The organism is Aestuariirhabdus litorea (genome assembly GCF_003864255.1).
Taxonomy (GTDB): domain Bacteria; phylum Pseudomonadota; class Gammaproteobacteria; order Pseudomonadales; family Aestuariirhabdaceae; genus Aestuariirhabdus; species Aestuariirhabdus litorea.
On sequence record NZ_QWEZ01000002.1, the window covers coordinates 619039 to 634514 of the forward strand.

Annotated in this window: 20 protein-coding genes; 14 read left to right on the forward strand and 6 right to left on the reverse strand. The window is 61.9% G+C overall.

Features of this window, described 5'->3' with window-relative positions:
* Nucleotides 1-54: 54 nt before the first annotated feature.
* The 6 genes from D0544_RS12885 to D0544_RS12910 all read left to right on the forward strand — a co-directional run bounded on the left by D0544_RS12885 (nt 55) and on the right by D0544_RS12910 (nt 5611).
* Nucleotides 55-1647, forward strand: a complete 1593-nt coding sequence (locus D0544_RS12885) for a fused MFS/spermidine synthase (protein ID WP_125016773.1) — start codon at nt 55-57, stop codon at nt 1645-1647.
* 126 nt (nt 1648-1773) lie between these two features.
* On the forward strand, nt 1774-2160 hold the full coding sequence (locus D0544_RS12890) for a nuclear transport factor 2 family protein (protein ID WP_125016775.1): 387 nt from the start codon (nt 1774-1776) through the stop codon (nt 2158-2160).
* Between the two features lie 74 nt (nt 2161-2234).
* Nucleotides 2235-2612 (forward strand): DUF2237 family protein, encoded by a 378-nt coding sequence (locus D0544_RS12895; protein WP_125016777.1) that lies wholly within the window; start codon nt 2235-2237, stop codon nt 2610-2612.
* 170 nt (nt 2613-2782) lie between these two features.
* A complete protein-coding gene (locus tag D0544_RS12900) occupies nt 2783-3973 on the forward strand; it encodes an amino acid aminotransferase (RefSeq protein WP_125016779.1) in 1191 nt (396 codons plus the stop codon).
* Between the two features lie 79 nt (nt 3974-4052).
* On the forward strand, nt 4053-4358 hold the full coding sequence (locus tag D0544_RS12905; protein WP_125016781.1) for a hypothetical protein: 306 nt from the start codon (nt 4053-4055) through the stop codon (nt 4356-4358).
* Nucleotides 4359-4462: 104 nt separating this feature from the next.
* Nucleotides 4463-5611, forward strand: a complete 1149-nt coding sequence (locus D0544_RS12910; RefSeq protein ID WP_125016783.1) for a GNAT family N-acetyltransferase — start codon at nt 4463-4465, stop codon at nt 5609-5611.
* Between the two features lie 21 nt (nt 5612-5632).
* Here D0544_RS12910 and D0544_RS12915 read toward each other — a convergent pair whose 3' ends face one another.
* Both D0544_RS12915 and D0544_RS12920 read right to left on the reverse strand, forming a co-directional pair.
* Nucleotides 5633-6163: a BLUF domain-containing protein gene (locus tag D0544_RS12915; protein ID WP_164880927.1), complete on the reverse strand. Its 531-nt coding sequence runs from the start codon at nt 6161-6163 to the stop codon at nt 5633-5635.
* A 237-nt stretch (nt 6164-6400) separates the two neighbouring features.
* Complete coding sequence (locus tag D0544_RS12920; protein WP_125016787.1) at nt 6401-7117, reverse strand: YebC/PmpR family DNA-binding transcriptional regulator; 717 nt, start codon at nt 7115-7117, stop codon at nt 6401-6403.
* A gap of 131 nt (nt 7118-7248) precedes the next feature.
* On the opposite strand from D0544_RS12920, the gene D0544_RS12925 reads away from it, so the two are divergent.
* Nucleotides 7249-7662, forward strand: a complete 414-nt coding sequence (locus D0544_RS12925) for a YajD family HNH nuclease (protein WP_125016789.1) — start codon at nt 7249-7251, stop codon at nt 7660-7662.
* 46 nt (nt 7663-7708) lie between these two features.
* Here the strand turns inward: D0544_RS12925 and D0544_RS12930 are convergent, their stop codons facing one another.
* On the reverse strand, nt 7709-8236 hold the full coding sequence (locus D0544_RS12930) for a lactoylglutathione lyase family protein (RefSeq protein WP_125016791.1): 528 nt from the start codon (nt 8234-8236) through the stop codon (nt 7709-7711).
* 98 nt (nt 8237-8334) lie between these two features.
* On the opposite strand from D0544_RS12930, the gene D0544_RS12935 reads away from it, so the two are divergent.
* Nucleotides 8335-9219, forward strand: a complete 885-nt coding sequence (locus tag D0544_RS12935; RefSeq protein ID WP_125016793.1) for a LysR family transcriptional regulator — start codon at nt 8335-8337, stop codon at nt 9217-9219.
* A 369-nt stretch (nt 9220-9588) separates the two neighbouring features.
* On the opposite strand, the gene D0544_RS12940 is transcribed toward D0544_RS12935, so the two are convergent.
* Nucleotides 9589-9960 carry an acyl-CoA thioesterase gene (locus tag D0544_RS12940; protein WP_125016795.1) on the reverse strand — a complete coding sequence of 124 codons (372 nt, stop codon included), beginning with the start codon at nt 9958-9960 and terminating at the stop codon, nt 9589-9591.
* Nucleotides 9961-10174: 214 nt separating this feature from the next.
* On the opposite strand from D0544_RS12940, the gene D0544_RS12945 reads away from it, so the two are divergent.
* From D0544_RS12945 to D0544_RS12955, 3 genes are read left to right on the forward strand one after another with little or no spacing between them, the layout of a single operon-like run.
* The gene (locus tag D0544_RS12945; RefSeq protein WP_125016797.1) at nt 10175-11020 is read left to right on the forward strand and encodes a 4-alpha-glucanotransferase; all 846 of its coding nucleotides are present in this window, start codon (nt 10175-10177) and stop codon (nt 11018-11020) included.
* Nucleotides 11021-11023: 3 nt separating this feature from the next.
* On the forward strand, nt 11024-11626 hold the full coding sequence (locus tag D0544_RS12950) for a DNA-J related domain-containing protein (protein ID WP_125016799.1): 603 nt from the start codon (nt 11024-11026) through the stop codon (nt 11624-11626).
* Nucleotides 11616-12296, forward strand: coding sequence for a hypothetical protein (locus tag D0544_RS12955; protein WP_125016801.1), 681 nt, complete (start codon nt 11616-11618; stop codon nt 12294-12296). The genes D0544_RS12950 and D0544_RS12955 overlap by 11 nt, the downstream gene beginning before the upstream one ends.
* Here D0544_RS12955 and D0544_RS12960 read toward each other — a convergent pair.
* Together D0544_RS12960 and hspQ are read right to left on the reverse strand one after the other, a co-directional pair.
* Nucleotides 12293-12481, reverse strand: coding sequence for a type II toxin-antitoxin system RelB/DinJ family antitoxin (locus tag D0544_RS12960; protein WP_125016803.1), 189 nt, complete (start codon nt 12479-12481; stop codon nt 12293-12295). The genes D0544_RS12955 and D0544_RS12960 overlap by 4 nt on opposite strands.
* Before the next feature lie 44 nt (nt 12482-12525).
* Nucleotides 12526-12843: a heat shock protein HspQ gene (gene hspQ / locus D0544_RS12965; RefSeq protein WP_243647335.1), complete on the reverse strand. Its 318-nt coding sequence runs from the start codon at nt 12841-12843 to the stop codon at nt 12526-12528.
* A gap of 194 nt (nt 12844-13037) precedes the next feature.
* Between hspQ and D0544_RS12970 the strand changes: the two genes are divergently transcribed.
* The 3 genes from D0544_RS12970 to D0544_RS12980 all read left to right on the forward strand — a co-directional run bounded on the left by D0544_RS12970 (nt 13038) and on the right by D0544_RS12980 (nt 15436).
* Complete coding sequence (locus D0544_RS12970) at nt 13038-14033, forward strand: D-cysteine desulfhydrase family protein (protein WP_125016805.1); 996 nt, start codon at nt 13038-13040, stop codon at nt 14031-14033.
* A gap of 97 nt (nt 14034-14130) precedes the next feature.
* On the forward strand, nt 14131-14901 hold the full coding sequence (locus D0544_RS12975; protein WP_125016807.1) for a hypothetical protein: 771 nt from the start codon (nt 14131-14133) through the stop codon (nt 14899-14901).
* Nucleotides 14891-15436: a hypothetical protein gene (locus D0544_RS12980; RefSeq protein WP_125016809.1), complete on the forward strand. Its 546-nt coding sequence runs from the start codon at nt 14891-14893 to the stop codon at nt 15434-15436. Before D0544_RS12975 ends, D0544_RS12980 begins: the two co-directional genes overlap by 11 nt.
* Nucleotides 15437-15476: the final 40 nt, after the last annotated feature.

A 15476-nucleotide genomic window follows, 5' to 3' on the forward strand; every position in this document is an offset into this window, starting at 1 on the left:
GCCCCGGGATGTGGCATAATCGCTGTTTGTTGCCGCCCACCTGGAGCCCTGACCGTGCCAACTCACTCCCAACACTCGCGCTGGTTTATCGCCTTCCTGCTGTTCACCGCCATCCTCTGTGGTGCACTGATCATGGTGGTCGAGGTGTTGGGGTCACGGGTCATAGGTCCTTTCTTTGGGGTCAGCCTGTTTATCTGGACCTCCCTGATCGCGGTGACCATGATTTCGCTGGCCCTCGGTTATGCCGTGGGGGGCTGGCTCTCGGACCGCTATGGCGAGGCCCATAATCTGTACGCCATCATCCTGTTGGCGGGGCTCGCAGTACTCTGGATCCCGATTTTAAAAGCCCCGGTATTGCAGTTTTGCGTCCCCCTCGGGTTGCGGCTGGGCTCCTTTGTCAGCACCACCCTGCTGTTTGGCCCTTCCCTGTTTTTGCTGGGGTTTGTCTCCCCCTACCTGGTCCGCATCGCCGCCCGTGAGCTCAACAGCCTTGGGCGCACGGTGGGGAGCTTTTACGCCATCTCCACCCTGGGATCGGTGGCGGGCACGGCTCTGACCGGCTTTGTGCTGATTGCCTGGATGGGGGTTGATCGCATCTTTCAGGTGGTGGGGTTGTTGCTGGTGTTGCTGGGGGCCGGCTACCTGCTGGCGACGCGTCACTATCGCGGGTTGTGGCCCCTGCTGCTGCTGCCTCTGCTGCTGTGGATGCAGCCCAGGCAGGAGTTGCCTCGGGTGACCATGGCCAACGGCACTCAGGCTGAACTGGTGGCCAGCGTCGATAGCCACTACGGCAGTGTCAAAGTGGTGGACTACAGCTTTGGTGCCAAGCGTGTGCGGGAGCTGTTGATTGATGGCCTTGTGCAGGGCGGAGTGGACGCCAGCAATGGCGAGTCGGTTTATGAGTACCCCTATTTTTTACAGCTGTTGCCCTGGGCGATGAACCCGAAGATGGAGACTGCGCTGGTGATCGGCATGGGAGCGGGTGTGATTCCCCGCTGGTTCGATCAGCAAGGGGTGGTGACCGATGTGGTGGATATCGATCCGGTCATCTACCGTATGGCCCGGGAGTATTTTGGTGCCACGCCGCGGGGTGAATGGTATGTGGAGGACGCCCGCTACTTCCTGACCCAAAGCCCTAAACAGTACGACCTGGTGGTCATGGATGTGTTCACCGGTGATACCACCCCGGCCCACCTGCTCAGTGTCGAGGCATTGGGGTTGATCGAGAAGCGTCTGGGCGAGCGGGGCATGCTGGCGATCAACCTGGCCGGAGAGCTCCACCGGGATACCTATATGAGCGCGTCGGTGATCAAGACCCTGCGTCAGGTGTTCGAGCAGGTGGAGATCTACCCTACCTTCTCACCCGGTCCCGAATTAAGCTTTGGGAATCTCGCCGTGATCGCCTACCAGGGACCGCCCCGCCCCCTTGATAAGGAACGGCTGAACCGTTTTTCCGTCCATCCCATGGCCCGTGAGGGGGTGCAGGCCAATCTGGGCCGGCGCTTCGAATTCCCATCGGGCACCCCGGCCATTGTGCTGACGGACGACTACAACCCGATCGACTTTTTCGACTCTGAAACGCGCGAGGGGGTGCGTGAGATCATCATCAATTCTACCCCCTGGGAGATCCTTATCTACTCGGGTTGATCCTGGGCACGGCAGACAGCCCGGCGGGAATAGGATAGCCTGTACCCCGCCCGGGGAGGCGTGCGTTTAAAAATTACAGAACAGCAAAACAACAGAATAACAAATAACTAAAGAAGGAGCGGAACCATGATAGAGCAGACCCTGAAACAGTGGCACGAACTGTTGGTGAGCAAAGACCCTGCCGGTTTGCAGCAGCTGTTGGCCGAGGAGGTGGTGTTCCATTCGCCGGTCGTGCACAGCCCCCAGCAGGGAAAGCCGATCACCAGCCTCTACCTCGGTGCGGCGATGCAAGTACTCGCCAACCCCAGTTTTCGCTATCTGCGGGAGGTGGCCAGTGGAGATAACGCCGTTCTGGAATTCGAGACCGAGATCAACGGCATTCACATCAATGGGGTGGACATGATCCGCTGTAATGAAGCGGGCCAGATCGTCGACTTCAAGGTGATGCTGCGACCGCTGCAGGCGGTTAACCTGGTGCACCAGATGATGGGCCAGCGGTTGTCTAAGGCCTAACCCCAGTCAAGGGTGTGGCGCTGTAGCCTTTCCGCGAGAGAGTACGCGAACGAGGTCAGACCAAGGAGTATGTGATGGAGATGGATCAATCCCTCAATGTCTATGGTGAGGCGCTGCAGCCCTGCAGTGAACGCCCCAGGACCGGTTTTTTCCGTGATGGCTGCTGCAACACGGGCGCCCAGGATGTAGGCTCCCACACGGTGTGTGTCGAGGTCACCGATGATTTCCTGGCCTTCTCGAAGGCGCGTGGGAACGACCTGACTACCCCGGTTCCCGAGTTCGGTTTTCCGGGCCTCAAGGCGGGCGATCGCTGGTGTTTGTGCGCGGCCCGGTGGCTGGAGTCCCAGCAGGCCGACCAGGCCCCCAGGGTGCATATGACCCGAACCCACCTGCGCGCCCTCGAGGTGATCCCGCTGGAGTTATTGCGGCGTTACGCCGCTGACCTGAATTGACCCAAAGCCCACCGCCGGCGAGGGCTGACCGGGTACAGCCGGGGCCGCCCCAGGTGGCGTTTTGATCAAGAAGTGTTAGCGTGAAAGCGGCAAACTGGGTACTATCCAATGCGGCGCCCAAGACACGGAGAAGGGTGCCACAGTGCTCCATCTCCTGAACCGGGACCGCCATGTTAGAAACACTCCTACAACTACCAGATGATCCGATTTTGGGGCTTATGGCCGCCTATCGGAAAGACCCCAACCCCCTCAAAATCGACCTGGGCGTCGGTGTCTACAAAGATGAGACCGGTAATACACCCGTCCTCGAGGCCGTAAAACAGGCCCAGCTGCACCATATCCAGACGGAAACCACCAAAACCTACATCGGCCCGCCGGGATCCCCGGGCTTTGGCACATTGATCGAAGCCCTGATTCTGGGTGCCGATCACCCAGTGATTACGGCGGGGCGTACCAACACCCTGCAGACACCGGGTGGGTGCGGCGCCCTGCGGGCGGGGGCAGAACTGATCAAGCGCTGCAATGCCGGCGCGACCGTCTGGGTCAGCAATCCGACCTGGGCCAACCACATCCCGCTGATGGGCGATACCGGGCTGCAGATCAAGGAGTATCCCTACTACGATCGTGCCACCGCCAGCATCCAGTTCGAAGCGATGATCGCCACCCTGGAGCAGTTGGGGCCAAACGATGTGGTGTTGTTGCACGGCTGCTGCCATAACCCCTGTGGAGCGGACCTGAACCTGGAGCAGTGGCAGCAGGTGGCTGAGCTGGCTAAAGCCCGTGGGTTCCTGCCGCTGGTGGACCTGGCGTACCAGGGGCTGGGAGATGGCCTGGAGGAGGACGCAGCGGGACTTCGCATTCTGGCGGCCGCGGTACCCGAGATGCTGATTACCGCCTCCTGCTCTAAAAACTTCGGCCTCTACCGTGAACGCACCGGTGCGATCATCGCTATCTCCAGCAGCCCGGTGGCGCGTGATATTACCCACAGCCAGCTCTGCAACGTGGTGCGGGCGATCTACTCGATGCCCCCGGCCCATGGTGCGGCGCTGGTGGAGATCATTCTCTCGAGCCAGGAGCTGACCGCCCTTTGGAACAGTGAACTGACGGCGATGCGTAACCGCATCAATGACCTGCGCCGGCTGCTGGTGGAAAAGATCGAAGCCCGTGGAATCCAGCAGGACTTCAGCTTTATCACCCGCCAGAAGGGGATGTTCTCCTTCCTGGGCGTAAGCCCGGAGCAGGTGCGCCAGCTGAAGGCCGATAACTCCATCTACTTCGTTGAATCCAGTCGCATCAACGTGGCGGGCATCAACGCGGGCAACATCGACTACCTGGTCGACTCCCTCGCCAAGGTGCTCTAGTTCGCGACTGCCCCCCGTGGTCGAAAGGCTGTGCTAAGCTCTACGACCACGGGGGAAAACCCAAGGAGCAGAACATCCCATGAGATCAACATCCTTTTCTGTAATGGCGGCCGGCTGTCTGTTGTCGCTGATGTCGGCCAGTTCAGTCATGGCGGACCAGACCTACGTCTGCACCCAGGCGGGCATGGAGCGGATCATCAGTGTGGTCTACCAGAGCCCCGAGGAGTCGGTGCCCTGCGAAGTGGTTTACCAGAAAGATGGTGAGGTTCAAAAGCTTTGGAATGCCGACAGCGAGCAGGGCTATTGTGAGCGCAATGCCGAAGCCTTCGTCGATCGTCAGCGGGGCTGGGGCTGGGAGTGCAATTTGACCGGTAGCGGCTCCTAGATACCGGCTTTTCATCGGCCGCTGCCTGTTGGGCAGCACGCTGATGGTCGCCCCCTCCTCGGGGAGGCAAGATCTTCCCGGCTACGTCGAGTGCAGGAGATCCCATGCTGGAGCTTCGCTGGTTATCCGCAATCGAACAGATCAGCGCCGAGCAGTGGAACGGCGTTCTTAACGGCGACAACCCCTTTATGCAGCACGCTTTCCTGCTGGCGCTGGAGGCCAGTGGGGCAGTCTGTCGCGAAACCGGCTGGCAGCCCCGGCATGCGCTGTTTTACCGCCACCAGCAGCTGGTAGGCCTACTGCCTGCATACCGGAAATGGCACAGCTACGGCGAATACGTGTTCGACTTCAGCTGGGCCGAGGCCTACCACCGCCACGGACTCGATTATTATCCCAAACTGATCAGCGCGGTCCCTTTTACCCCCTCCAGCGGCCCCCGCCTCTGTACCCTGCCGGGTGAGGACCCTATAGCGCTGATCCAGCTGCTGTGTACCCGCCTGGAGCAGGAACAGGAGCAGCAAGAGGAGCGCTGCTCCTCCTGGCACCTGCTGTTTCCCGAGCCAACCCTTGCCCGGCGCCTGCCATCCCCCCTGCTCGCCCGCCAGGGGATCCAGTTCCACTGGATGAATCGGGGCTACCGCGACTTCGAGGGGTTTCTCACCGCGCTGCGCTCTCGTCACCGCAAGGCGATTCGGAAGGAACGGCGAACGGTTGAGGAGCAGGGCATTGAGTTGGAACGGTTGGGCGGGAAGGCGATCGATGCGGCCCTGTGGCGAGAGTTTCACCACTTCTATCAACTCACCTACCTCAAGCGCAGTGGCCACCGGGGCTATCTCCCGCTGGCGTTTTTTGAACAGTTGGGTCGCACTATGCCCGACCAGCTGCTGTTGGTGGTGGCGCGCCAGCAGGGGCGTCTGGTGGCAGCGGCGCTTAACCTCTGCGACAGTCAAACCCTCTTTGGACGCTACTGGGGTTGCCGACAGGAGTTCGATTTCCTCCACTTCGAGACCTGCTATTACCAGGGGATCGAATACTGCATCGAACGGGGGCTGAGCCGGTTCGATGCCGGCGCCCAGGGGCAACACAAGATCAAGCGCGGTTTTGAACCGGTGTTGACCGCCTCCAGTCACTGGATCCGCGATCCGGAGTTTCGCCAGGCGATTGCCCACTTTTTGCAGCGCGAGCAGCTCTATCTTGACCATGAGTTCACAGAAGCCCGGCGCTTACTGCCCTATAGCCAGGCGAGCGAGTGAGATCGCATTAGCGCCCTGGGTTTATACTCCCCTGTCCAGCCCGGGAAGCCGTAGCCAGGACCAGATTTTTCGCCACCCGGATGCTGGCGCCGGTGACGGCGCCGGCTCGGGCTGATCAAGGGATTGGCTGCGGTTGAGCAGGTTCACCATGCGCTCGATCATGGACTGGTCGAAAGCGAAAGGGTCAAAGCGGCCATGGCAGTACTGCCTGAGCTGCGCTTTTACCGCCGGGTCAGCCGGGATATATTTCATCGACCAGTCACCAAACACGCGGTCCTTGATCATCGCATGGCTGAGCACCGTAGAGTTACAGTGTCTGGGATCTTGGCGAATGCTGTCATAGAGACTTTGCACGGCCGAGCGCGGACCCTCCAACACCTGGAAAAAATGGCCATCACCGTAATAGAGAACCCCACCGATACCGAGCCGGGGGTTGTTGCGCCGGGACTGGCCCAGAATTCTTCCCACCTCCAGGTCAATGCCGGATTTTGGGTCGCTGGAGGCGAAGGTGGATTGGCTGGCATAGACCAGCTGGCAGAGGGGTGACTCCATAACAAGCTCCATCAAGGGGGTACCTGTTGTACGCAGGGGGGGCGCTAACGGATCACTGCCAGTAGCCTTAGGGTAACCGGGGCGTTGAGTGGGTCACAGGGGAGGGGGCGGCTGGACTTGTTGGGCGTCGCTGAGCAAAGGCGGCGTCTAACCGTTAGCAGCCAAGGGCTGGATCGTCCTGCCCGCCTGGGGTTGTCGTGCCCGGGCCCCCTCGCAGGGGGGAGGCCCGGAAAGCGGTTACAGCTCTGCGTTGTGGTAGACGTTCTGCACGTCGTCCAGGTCGTTGAGCATATCCAGGAAACGCTCGAACTGGGCGCGATCCTCCTCCGGAATCGGGGCGGTGTTCTGGGGCACAAACTGGATCTCGTCCACTTCGAAATCGATCTCCCCAAAGGCGTCGGCCAGCGCCTGTTTGGCCTTGAAGTAGTCGGTGTGGGGGGCAAAGATGGTGATCAGACCCTCCTCGTTCTCGATATCGCTGACATCCACTTCGGCCATCATCAGGGCTTCGAGGGCGGTCTCCTCGTCGTCGCCCTTGAACGCCAGGATGGCGCTGTGGTCAAACATATGGCTGACGCTGCCCTGGGTGCCGATCTTGCACTTGGTTTTGGTGAAGCAGTGACGCACATCGCCGAAGGTGCGGTTGGGGTTGTCGGTCAGGCAGTCGACAATCACCATGCAGCCGCCGGGGCCAAAGCCTTCGTAGCGGGCGGTAGCGAAATCTTCGCCGCCGCCGCCCTTGGCCTTCTCGATCGCCTTCTCGATGACGTGGCTCGGTACCTGATCTTTCTTGGCGCGGTCGATCATGCTGCGCAGTGCCAGGTTGCCGTCCGGGTCAATCCCTCCGGCTTTGGCGCAGACATAGATTTCGCGTCCGTATTTGCTGTACACCTTGGCCTTGTGATCAGAGGTCTTGGCCATGGATTCTTTGCGGTTCTGGTAGGCTCGGCCCATGGAACGGTCTCGTGTGCTGGTAAAAGGGGCGATTTTAACGCTAAGTCGGGTGATTAAAAACCGTTAACCGCGCTATATTGATCCCCTGCGTAGGGGTGCCCTGCACCGGCGCATCATTTGAGGAGGTTCCCATGGGTGAAAAGCTGCGCCGCAGTGCGCGAGGCAAGGGCAAGGCTAGCGAGGCTCAAAAGCCGGCACCGAGCCCGCAACAGATCGTTGCCCGGGCACGTCAGGATCGGGAGGCGCGGGAGGCGGGCTACCGCGCCCAGGCCTTGAAGCTTTACCCCTGGGTGTGTGGTCGCTGCGCGCGGGAGTTTGATCGCACCAACCTGCGGGAGCTCACGGTTCACCACCGCGACCACAATCACGACAACAACCCCGGCGATGGCAGTAACTGGGAGCTGCTCTGTGTCTACTGTCATGATAATGAGCACTCGCGCTACATAGACTCCGATTACGGCAGCGCAGAGAGCCACTCCCAGGCGGGAGCTGCAACCCACAGCCCCTTTGCCGGACTGGCCGATCTGCTCAAGGGGAGTGACTGACCGGCGGACGGACGGGACCACCCGCCGGGGTTGGATACGGCAGGAGCTACTGGTAGGCGCCGGATGCGTAGTGCAGCTCGTAGCTGTGGCTGTAGATCTCGAGGATATTTCCGAAGGGGTCCTCCATGTAGATCATGCGGTAGGGCTTCTCCCCCGGGTAGTAATAGCGTGGCTTGGCCATGCGCTTCTTGCCGCCGGCAGCGACGATCCGTTCCGCCAGCCCCTCGACATCGGGATCCTGCACACAGAAGTGGAAGATACCGGTTTTCCAGTACTCGAAGTTGTCCTCCGGGTTTTGCTGATTGGCAAACTGGAACAGCTCCACCCCGATGCGGTCACCGGTAGAGAGGTGGGCAATGCGGAATGAGCCCCAGCCCGCACCGAAAACATCGGTGCACATCTCGCCGATGGCGCTGTCGTCCTCGACGATCTCGGTGGGCTCCATGATCAGGTACCAGCCCAGTACCTCGGTGTAGAAACGCACGGCGGCTTCCAGATCGGGCACGGAGATGCCGATGTGGGAGAAGGTACGGGGGTAGGGGGTGTTGGCTTGGGGCAGGGAGGGGGTGGTCATGTTTAAGCTCCAGAATGGGTAACTGATGGACTGTAGTCTAGGTGTTGTTTGTGCTAATTTGAAATTATCGTTTTTCATTATTTTGATAATTTTAAATTATGATAAACCCCCTCTATCTGCGTACCTTTATGAAGTTGGCGAGTACCCACCACTTCACCCGCACCGCTGAGCTGCTGCACATGACCCAGCCCGGGGTGAGCCAGCATATCCGTAAACTGGAGGCTCAGCTCGGGAAACCCTTGTTGGCGCGCTATGGCAAATCCTTCGAGCTCACCCCGGCCGGTGAAACCCTCTATCGTTTTGGCCTGGAGCAGGTAGAGGCGGAAGCCGAACTGATGGCTCGGCTGGCTGAAGATGAGAGCAATCGGGGTGAATGTCGTCTCGCCTGCTCCGGCTCCATGGCGATGCAGCTCTACCCGCGCCTGCTGGCGTTGCAGGGCCAGTACCCGGGTTTGAGGTTTGCGCTGGAGGCGGCGCCAAACGCGGTGATTGTTGAGCGCGTAAAGCTGAATCAAACGGATATCGGGCTGGTGACCCAACCGGTGAAAGACCCCAAGCTACTGCAGCAGCCCCTGGGTGAGGACAGCCTCTGCCTGGTGGTGCCCAGGGGGGGGGGCTGGGGGTGGGAGGCTTTGATGGAGTTGGGCTTTATCAACCATCCCGATGGGCACCATTACGCAAGCGAGCTGCTTGAGCTGAATTATCCGGACCACTTCAACGGCATGGAGAAGATCCCTCACAGCGGCTACATCAACCAGCTGGGGCAGATCCTGCTACCGGTCGCCCGCGGCCTCGGCTTTACGGTCCTCCCGCAGTCGACGGTGGAAGCCTTTGCCGATACCGGCGCCATTCACTCGGTGGCGCTGCCGCGACCGGTTAGGGAGCGGGTTTACTGCCTGACCAAAAAACACCGTCGGTTGCCAGTGCGCTACCAGCTGATCACCCGGCTGCTCGAGCAGCAGTGGCCGCCGGGGGATCAGTAAACCCAGGGGAAGGCGTTCTCCTGTCCCGCCGCGCCTGGTCATCCATGACCCCGCGGTATACGACCTACAAGGACGTAGGGCGTGTCGATTGCGCAGGAGCGCAGCTATCGGCCCGACCATCCCCATGATCGCTCTTGCCATCCATGGCTCCCGCGGCATACGTCCGGCAGGGTTGCTGGGAGTGCCGATTGCGCAGGAGCGCAGCTATCGGCCCGACCATCCCCGTGATCGCTCTCGCCATCCATGGCTCCCGCGATCTACCGCCCGTCCTGCCTGCCGCTCCAGGTCATCCCTGACCCCGCGGCATACCGTACATCCTGTACATAAAAAAGGCGGCCCGAGGGCCGCCAAGTACGCGGAGAGCAGAAGCTAGGCAGCGTTGGCCGCCGAATAGAGGTGCGGGGTCGGTCGCCCCGCTTCATCGATGGAGACAAACACGATGCGGTCCACCTGGATAATCTCGGTCTGGGTGGCTTTGTTGCGCACCACACACTTGACGGTAAGGGAGCTGGTGCCGACCTCGGCAACCTCCATCCCGAACTCCACCACATCCCCGTTGCGGGCGGAGCTGAGGAAGTTGATCTCGGAGATGTATTTGGTCACCAGGTGTTGGCTCTTCATCTGGCAGCCGGCAAAGATCGCGGCTTCCTCGTCGATCCAGGCCAGCAGGGTGCCGCCAAACAGGCGATGGGCCGGGTTGAGGTCGCCGGGTTTGATGACGCGTCGGCTGAAATACTTCATGGAAGACTCCGGTGGGGGACAGATCCCCGGGTTAAACGGGCTTTCTGAATGTGTAGATGCAGAGACTGTGCCAGCTGCAGGGTGCTTAAAAACGGCTAAGGGCCCTCAATCCTGCACCAGCGCGGAGCAAAACCGGGCCGCAGTGCTCCCGTTTGAGGCTTGGAGGCGCAGATGGCACACTGTAGCCCTCTTTTCCTTCGCAGCGATCACGCCCGTGAGCAAGTCATCGGATAAACCCCTCTCCACCACCGCCCTGGCAAAATCCGTCAACAAGGAGCCCCGCGAACTTTTTATCCTGCTGGCTGACAGCGGCTGGATTGAAAAACAGGGTGAGCGCTGGCGGCTGACCCCCAAAGGCGAGTTCGAGGGGGGACGCTACGCCCAGAGTGAGAAGTACGGAGAGTACATCGTCTGGCCAGTCGCACTCACCCAGCACGCGCTCTTCAAACGACTCCCTGCGGCTCCCCTGAGCGCCTCCCAGTTGGGTGCCAAACTGGGGATCGGTGGTCGACTCTGCAATCTGTTGCTGGCGGAGCTGGGCTGGATTCGCAGCTACCGAAAGGGGTGGCAGCTGACCGAGGCCGGGGCACTGTTGGGCGGCCAGCAACGGGAAAACGAGCGCAGCGGTATCCCCTACGCCAGTTGGCCGGAGGCCATTGAGGAGAATTCGGTGCTGCAGCGGCGTACCCAGCAGCTGCTGGGGGAGGGGGAAGCGCTCTCGGTCGATGGCCGGTGGCGGGCGCTCGATGGTCACCTGCTGTCCTCGAAGGAGGAGCTGCTGATCGACAACTGGCTCTATCTCAACGGGGTGGTCCACAGCACCGGACATCCTCTGCCCTTCGATGGTGATGGCCTGGCCGACTTTTACCTGCCCGCCGGGCAGCTTTATCTCGAATACTGGGGTTTCGACAAGACCGCCGCCTATCTCAAGCGCAAGCTGGCCCGCCAGGCGCTCTACCGGGAACATCAGCTGCCGCTGGTTGAAGTGACCCCGGAGGCGCTGGACAACCTCGATGAGGTGTTACCCCGCGCCCTGCTGAAGCAGGGATTGGTGCTCTAGGCGGTGGAGTCTATCGATCCACTGGACAACCCGCTGCGGCTGGCGGTGTTGGATCTGCTGCGTCAACAGGCCGCACCGGTCAGCGAGCACCAGCTGATGAGTGCCCTGACCGAGGAGCTGGATGCCCTGCTGGGACCGGATACCGGGGATGACCTTAACCTGCGGCTGTTCCGCAAACACTTCCTGCTGATGAACGCCCTCTACCAGCTGCAGTGCTCACTTGCTGAGGAGGGGGTCTGGCTGGCTATCTCTGCCCTGTCGATCTCGCTGGGGCCCCGTCCTCCCGCCAGGGCCAGCGAGGAGGGAGCGCTGACCCGTGCCGGGGACGAGAGCCTGCGGCAGTACTATCTGGACTGGCATCACTTCCAACAAGCCGACGCCGAGTCGGTGGCCGAGCTTCTGGCCAGCTTCTGGCTGCGCTACCGTGGACAGGATCGCCAACAGCAGGCGCTTGAGTGGTTGCAGCTGGAAGCGTTGCCCAGTGCTGAGGAGCTGACGGCTGCCTATCGCCGGCTGGCAGCGCGCCACCACCCCGACCGGGGCGGGGATGCGGCGCGTTTTGTCGAAATTCGCGAGGCCTACGAGTTGCTGCGTCATGTCGTTTGAGCAGCGGGTGGCCCAGTTGCTGGTGGAGGTTACCGAGCAGGTGCTGTGGCGGGAGATTCAGCCCTGGCTGCGGGATCGCGGCCACCGTATTCAGCTTCATTGCCGGGTCGGTAGCGGTCGCGCTACCCACCACCGCCAGCAGGGGGCCCGGCACAGCATTACCTACGGTCGCAAGATGGTGGCCAGCAAGCGCTGCCCGCTGCAGGCCGAGTTGTGGACCACGGCGCGGGAGATCCGCGCGCGCGGTTACTTCAGGGGGCAATGGGGGTTGGCAGAGCTGCTGGCCCACACCTGCTGCCACGAGTTTGCCCACCTGGTCCAGTCACTGAACGGTTGGTACGGACGCGGGTCGATCCATAATGCGGGCTTTTACCAAATACTCGACCGCATCCATCGCAGCGGTAGCGCCCAGCGGGTGCTCGAGGCGCTACTGCGCGCCGCGCAGGACGCGCAACTGGAATTGGGGTTTCTCCCCCCTGGGGCCGCTGCGCGGGATACCGCACCGGTGCCAGCACCGGTACGGGGTCAACGGGTGCGTTTTCAGTATCGTGGGAAGCTGGTGAGCGGGGTGGTGACGCGCATCCATCGGCAAACGGTGCGCGTTGAGAATCATGGCATTGCCGGGGTGGGTTATTTCCGCGTGCCCCCGGCACAGCTGCAGCTGGACTAGTCCTGGGGCTTGCGTGCCGTGACCCGTAGCTCGATGGGAAACTCCTGGCGACGGGCAACCTGGGTGACAAAGAGGCGGATGGCATCCGCCATGCTCATGCCGATCTGCTCCAATACCTGCTCCGCATCGGCCTTAATCTCGGGTTCGATACGGGCGCGAACAATCTCGGTCTTCATGGTACTCATGTTGGGGGGACTCCTCCAGGCTGGAAAGGGATAGGTACTGTGCCCTATTGGGTAGTGGCACGTATGTAATAACGGTCACCATCATAGCGGTTGAAACAGTCCCCCAGGCGGGGGTGCTGAATCTGCTGATGGTCGTCGCAGGGAGCCAGGTTGCGCTCGGCCACGTAAGTGGTGCGGTCGGTTCCGTCTACCAGGACGTGGTACCAGGGGCGGTCTTTGGGAGGGCGTGAGGTGGCCATGGTTTCGTACCACTGATCATCGAGGGAGAAGCAGGGATCAACCCCGAAGATCACACCCCGGTAATGGAAACGGCGATGGCTTACAATCTGCCCAAGATCAAAGCGGGCAAGGTTCATACTCATAAAGGCGCCCTCGGTCAGGTTTGGCTGCCTTAACTATAGAGGATCAAATCCGCTATAGGTTCCCTGAGACCGGGAAAGATCCGGGGTTAGAGCACTGGGGGGCAGAGGTTGATCTTTGGCAGGCCGCTTGAAACACTAGGGGCCCATTTATCCTCGCCCCCAGGGCGCCACCCTGCTACTGACGGAGTTTCTCCATGTCCCTCGTTCTGCCCCGCGTATCCCTTGGCCACGGCCCCACCCCGCTGGAAAAACTGCCCAACCTCGGTGCTGAGCTGGGCATTGAGTTGTACATCAAGCGCGACGACTGTACCGGGCTGGCGCTGGGGGGGAACAAGACCCGAAAGCTGGAGTACCTGGTGGCGGCGGCGCTGGAGGAGGGGGCCGATACCCTGGTCACCCTCGGTGGTATCCAGTCAAACCATGCACGCCAAACGGCCGCTGCTGCCGCGCGCTTCGGGCTGGGCTGTGAGCTGCTGCTGGAGGATGTGCCGGGTACCCCCAAGCTGGATTATTACCGCAACGGCAATCTGTTACTGGACCATCTGTGCGGTGCCCGAGTGCGGGTGGTGGATGAGGGCAGTGACCTGACCCTGTGCGCCGAGCAACTGATGCGTCAGCTGCGCGAAGCGGGCAAGCGCCCTTACCTGATTCCGGTGGGAGGCTCCAACGAGGTGGGGTCGCTGGGCTATATGCGTTGCACCGAGGAGATCATCCAGCAAGCCGCTGAGCAGGGGATCGCTTTCGACCACTGGCTGGTGGCGACCGGCAGCGGCGGAACCCAGGCCGGATTGCTGGCCGGTCAGCTCAGCGCCGGGGATGACACGCCCCTGCTGGGCTTCTGTGTCAGCCGCAGCGCTGAGCTGCAGGAGGCGTTGGTGGGGGAACTGCTGGAGCGTACCCTCAAGCGCCTGGGCATTCCGTTGCGGGACGGGGCCAGCCGGGTACGGGCGAACGGCGATTACGTCGGGGCCGGTTACGGCATTCCCGGCGAGGATACCCTTGAGGCGGTGCGACTCGCAGCGAGCCGAGAAGCGATCCTGCTGGATCCGGTCTACACTGGCAAGGCGATGGCAGGCCTGATTGACCACTGTCGCCGCGGCCTTATCGCCCCGGGCTCCCGTGTCCTTTTTATCCATACCGGTGGTGCCGCCGGGTTGTTCGCCTACAGCGACAGTTTCCAGCCCGGCTGAGGTCGCAGGGCCGCCCCTCTAATCGGCAGTCCTCCAGTGCCTTTGGCTAGCGAAGCCGGGGGTAAACCATCCATCGGCTCCTACGCGGGAGGCTGAAATGATCAGTGCGCGTAATGTCCGGCCAGTGCATTTGCGTGTCGCGGGGCTGGGGTGCGCCCTGTTGCTCTCGGGCTGCCTCCACAGTGTCTACGAAAAGCCCCTCTTTGCCGGCGGTGAAGGGGTTGAGGTGGTGCTCATGGAGCAGCCTTGCAATCGCCTCGATGGGGTTGATGAAGGGGTGGACGCAGCGCAGCTGGTGCTGTCGCGGGTCGATGGGCTGGGGCGACTGGTGGCGACCGATAAGGCCTGGGAGCAGCGGGCGCGCCAGCTCGCCGTGGAGATGGATGCCCAGCGGGCGTTGGTGAAGCCCTGTGAGGGAGAGGGGCTGGTGGGCTTCGAGTTTGCGCAGATAGAGCTCTGGCGAACCGGAGTGGAGCGGCCAGCGGTTGTGGATGAGCCGCCCGCCCCCGAGGGAACCCTGCAACCACCACCCCACACCCGCTATGGTGAACGCTTGGGTATTCTGCTCGACTGCCTCACCCAGCCCGGTGGCGACACGGCGCCGTTCTCCGCGACGGAGCGGGCACGCCTCGATGGGCTCGAGGCGAGGGCCTACTTTTCATCCGATCCTCACTTTACGGGGTACGCCAAGCTGGACCCCTATTTTCGCCCTGCCCAGGAGAGCGGGCTTAGCCTGTCGATGATTGTCTCCGCCCGCGACCGGGCCGACCGGGAGGCGGCGCGATACCGCGCGGGTTCAACCGCGCAGCGAACCCGTTACGCCGAGCAGTACCTGCTTTGCCTGATGGAGCGTGGTTATGCGCGCTAAATCGTCCTTGCCGGGCACCGTGGTGGCACGTTCGCTGGTGCTCGGGTTGCTGTGCCTGTTGACGGCCTGCGCCTCGGTGACCCGCCTGGAAAAAGGGGCGCTGGTCGCCCACGGGGAGCCGCTGGACGGGGCCGCGGAGCCACTGTACTACATTCTCGCCCTCGACCTCCGGCAACTCGGGGAGGTTGAGCGCCAGCGACTGGTAGTAAAACTGGCCGCCGAGGCCGAGCTGTTGACCCTCTCAGCACTGACCCCGGAGCGGGTCTCGGGCTACCTGCCCAGGGCGCAGCCGCCGGTGATAAGGAGAGACGCCCCGGCAGGGGAAGCCTACTCGGGGGGTGGGTTTTACCTCCGATTTGAAGCCGGTCGGCTTCAATTCCTGGGGCTCTGCTCCCACTGTGCCGGCGGTCGCCAGTCGCCACTGATCGGTCGGGTCGGAGGTGAGCTGCTGGGTTTACCCCTGACCGGGACGCAGCTGGAAGCGCTGTTTGGCGCACCGGACCGGGTCTACCGGGTCAACGAAGTAAGGTATTGAAGCAGCTGGATTGGGGCCATAAAAAAACGCCCCGGAGGGC

What these genes read in the sequence shown, in the direction of transcription:
- D0544_RS12890 (WP_125016775.1), top strand. Translation starts at nt 1,774, where the DNA reads ATGATAGAGCAGACCCTGAAACAGTGGCACGAACTGTTGGTGAGCAAA.
- D0544_RS12895 (WP_125016777.1), top strand. Translation starts at nt 2,235, where the DNA reads ATGGAGATGGATCAATCCCTCAATGTCTATGGTGAGGCGCTGCAGCCC.
- D0544_RS12900 (WP_125016779.1), top strand. Translation starts at nt 2,783, where the DNA reads ATGTTAGAAACACTCCTACAACTACCAGATGATCCGATTTTGGGGCTT.
- D0544_RS12905 (WP_125016781.1), top strand. Translation starts at nt 4,053, where the DNA reads ATGAGATCAACATCCTTTTCTGTAATGGCGGCCGGCTGTCTGTTGTCG.
- D0544_RS12910 (WP_125016783.1), top strand. Translation starts at nt 4,463, where the DNA reads ATGCTGGAGCTTCGCTGGTTATCCGCAATCGAACAGATCAGCGCCGAG.
- D0544_RS12915 (WP_164880927.1), bottom strand. Translation starts at nt 6,163, where the DNA reads ATGGAGTCACCCCTCTGCCAGCTGGTCTATGCCAGCCAATCCACCTTC.
- D0544_RS12920 (WP_125016787.1), bottom strand. Translation starts at nt 7,117, where the DNA reads ATGGGCCGAGCCTACCAGAACCGCAAAGAATCCATGGCCAAGACCTCT.
- D0544_RS12925 (WP_125016789.1), top strand. Translation starts at nt 7,249, where the DNA reads ATGGGTGAAAAGCTGCGCCGCAGTGCGCGAGGCAAGGGCAAGGCTAGC.
- D0544_RS12930 (WP_125016791.1), bottom strand. Translation starts at nt 8,236, where the DNA reads ATGACCACCCCCTCCCTGCCCCAAGCCAACACCCCCTACCCCCGTACC.
- D0544_RS12935 (WP_125016793.1), top strand. Translation starts at nt 8,335, where the DNA reads ATGATAAACCCCCTCTATCTGCGTACCTTTATGAAGTTGGCGAGTACC.
- D0544_RS12940 (WP_125016795.1), bottom strand. Translation starts at nt 9,960, where the DNA reads ATGAAGTATTTCAGCCGACGCGTCATCAAACCCGGCGACCTCAACCCG.
- D0544_RS12955 (WP_125016801.1), top strand. Translation starts at nt 11,616, where the DNA reads ATGTCGTTTGAGCAGCGGGTGGCCCAGTTGCTGGTGGAGGTTACCGAG.
- D0544_RS12960 (WP_125016803.1), bottom strand. Translation starts at nt 12,481, where the DNA reads ATGAGTACCATGAAGACCGAGATTGTTCGCGCCCGTATCGAACCCGAG.
- hspQ (WP_243647335.1), bottom strand. Translation starts at nt 12,843, where the DNA reads ATGAGTATGAACCTTGCCCGCTTTGATCTTGGGCAGATTGTAAGCCAT.
- D0544_RS12970 (WP_125016805.1), top strand. Translation starts at nt 13,038, where the DNA reads ATGTCCCTCGTTCTGCCCCGCGTATCCCTTGGCCACGGCCCCACCCCG.
- D0544_RS12975 (WP_125016807.1), top strand. Translation starts at nt 14,131, where the DNA reads ATGATCAGTGCGCGTAATGTCCGGCCAGTGCATTTGCGTGTCGCGGGG.
- D0544_RS12980 (WP_125016809.1), top strand. Translation starts at nt 14,891, where the DNA reads ATGCGCGCTAAATCGTCCTTGCCGGGCACCGTGGTGGCACGTTCGCTG.